This is a genomic window from uncultured Enorma sp. (genome assembly GCA_905210055.1).
In the GTDB taxonomy this organism is placed as follows: Bacteria; Actinomycetota; Coriobacteriia; order Coriobacteriales; family Coriobacteriaceae; genus Enorma.
The window spans coordinates 1-2,302 of record CAJLVH010000202.1 but is presented as its reverse complement, the minus strand read 5'-3'; the positions used below and the strand labels follow the sequence as shown (position 1 = coordinate 2,302).

At 64.7% G+C, this 2,302-nt stretch carries 3 protein-coding genes; all 3 read left to right on the top strand.

The window, feature by feature from the left end:
- Positions 1-880 (top strand): 4-alpha-glucanotransferase (locus tag QZ079_RS09150; protein WP_297037538.1); only part of this gene is annotated, 880 nt, incomplete at its 5' end.
- Positions 881-910: 30 nt separating this feature from the next.
- Positions 911-1,843, top strand: a complete 933-nt coding sequence (locus QZ079_RS09145) for a 4-alpha-glucanotransferase (RefSeq protein ID WP_297037539.1) — start codon at positions 911-913, stop codon at positions 1,841-1,843.
- A gap of 154 nt (positions 1,844-1,997) precedes the next feature.
- Entirely contained in the window at positions 1,998-2,279 is a 282-nt protein-coding gene (locus QZ079_RS09140; protein ID WP_297037537.1) for an FmdB family zinc ribbon protein, read from the top strand.
- Positions 2,280-2,302: the final 23 nt, after the last annotated feature.

Below are 2,302 nucleotides of genomic sequence, written 5' to 3'. Positions count from 1 at the left end.
GATGGGGCTTGCGAAGAGCCGCTTCTGGCTCGCCACGCTCATGCAGATGACGTTCCCCGGCGTGCCCTCCATCTACTACGGCGATGAATACTGCTTGGAGGGCCTCTCCGATCCCGGCAACCGCCGCACCATGCCGCTCGAGAAGGACATCCGCGACCGCGATATGGCCGACATCATCCGCAACGCCTCCGCGATCCGCCGGGCGCTGCCGTTTTTGGTGGACGGGGATATCCGCGCCTGGGCACCAGAGGGCGGCGAGGGCGACGTGCTCGCCTACACGCGACGCGGCGCAGACGGCCAGACGGCGACCGTGCTCATCAACCGCAGCCGCTACGACTGCCGCACGGTGCGCATCCCTGCTGAAGCCTCCTGCGCGACCGACGTGGTCTCGGGCACGAAGCTCAAGATCGCAGACGATGGGATGGTCGAGGTTTTCCTCTGGCCCTTCGGCTCGGCAGTGGTGTACTTCCACGAGGAGGAGCGCCTGCAGCTCGCGCTCGAGCCGGGTGCCGGCATCGTGTGCCACATCACCTCCGTACCTACCGAGGACGGCGCGGCGGGGACGCTCGGCGAGCCCTCCCTCCGCTTCATCGACCACCTCGCGGCGATGGGTATGCGGTACTGGCAGATCCTGCCCGTGAACCCCGTCGATGCGTTCGGTTCACCCTATTCCGGCCCCTCGGCCTTCGCCGGCAACATCGCGCTGTTGCCCCAGTCCGAGGATGAGCTGCGCGGCGCATACGCCGCTTGGCGGGCGGACGGCGGCGAGCAGGACGGCGGGTTCCGCGCGTTTTGCGAGGAAAACGCCGCGTGGCTCGACCCTTATTGCGCCTACATGGCCGTCAAGGCGTACATGAGCGGTGCCGCGCGGGTGCAATGACCCGAGGCGTTCAGCCACTTCGACGTCGCCCTGCTCGCCGATCCGCGTTTTGCCGAAGAAGCCCGCGTGCAAGCCTATCTCCAGTACCGCTTCGACCTTGCATGGCGCGAGGTCGCCGCATACGCACACGAGCGCGGTATCGCAATCATCGGCGACGTGCCCATGTACGTGTCGGACGATTCATCGGATGTCTGGGCGAAGCCCGAACTCTTCAACCTCGATGTCCATGGGCGGCCGATCGAGGTCGCCGGCGCGCCGGCAGATGGCTTCGCACCCGAAGGCCAGGTTTGGGGCAACCCCACCTATCGTTGGGATCGCATGCGCGAGACGGACTTCGCGTGGTGGCGAGAGCGGCTTGCGCGCGCCTGCTCACTCTACGACTACGTGCGTCTCGACCATTTCCTGGGGTTCCATAACTACTTCAGCATCCCCGCCGGTGAACCCGGTAGCTCAGGGCGCTGGCTCGCCGGCCCTGGCATCGAGCTCTTCCAGGCGGCATCGGAAGACCTGGGTCATCTGCCGTTCATTGCCGAAGACCTGGGCGTACTCACCCCGGGCGTCCGTGCGCTGATGGCGACCTGCGGCTTCCCTGGCATGGACGTGCTCGAATTCTCCGACTACGATGTGCGCCAGGGCTTGCATCCGGCACCAGGCAAGGTGTTCTACACTTCGACGCACGACACCTCGACGCTCGCCGGCTTCTGCACGCGCGCGTTTGCCGACGGCGATGAAGCCGAAGGCGCAAAGCTGGCAAAGGATCTTGTACGCGAGGCGCTCGAGAGCAATGCCCCTGTGGTCATGATTCCGCTGCAAGACGTGCTCTGCCTGGGCGACGATGCCCGCATGAACAAGCCGGGTACGATCGAGGCGAACTGGAGCTGGCAGGCATGCGAGGCAGACATCGAGGCTGCCGAGGCATCGTTTGCCGAGCTCATGCGCGATTCGGGACGCAGCGCAAAGTGATGCGACGACCCGTCGCGCACACGAGCAGCATCCCGACGTTGCTCCATCGCGCCGCATGCATGGTTGGCGGAAAACCCGTTCGAACCTTGTTTGTGGCGCGATTTGGGGTACAGTACCCTGTGGCGAACCAATAGGTATGCGAGGAGATATCAATATGGCACGTTATGATTACCGCTGCACCTCGTGCGGCAGCGTCTTCGAAGTCGAGCACGCGATGACGGAGCATCCGGACATCGCCTGCCCCACCTGCGGATCAGCAGCGGAAAAGGTGTTCAGCGCAAGCGGCATCAAATTCGTGGGCAGCGGCTTCTACAATACCGACCAACGCGGTGGCAGCTCCTCGACGGAAGCGACGAGTGGCTCGGGCGAAAGCTCTAGTTCGAGCACGGCCGAGGGTTCCAACCACAGCTGCGAAAACTGCCCGCACAAGCAGTAAGCGTAGAAGCATCGCGGCGGGGC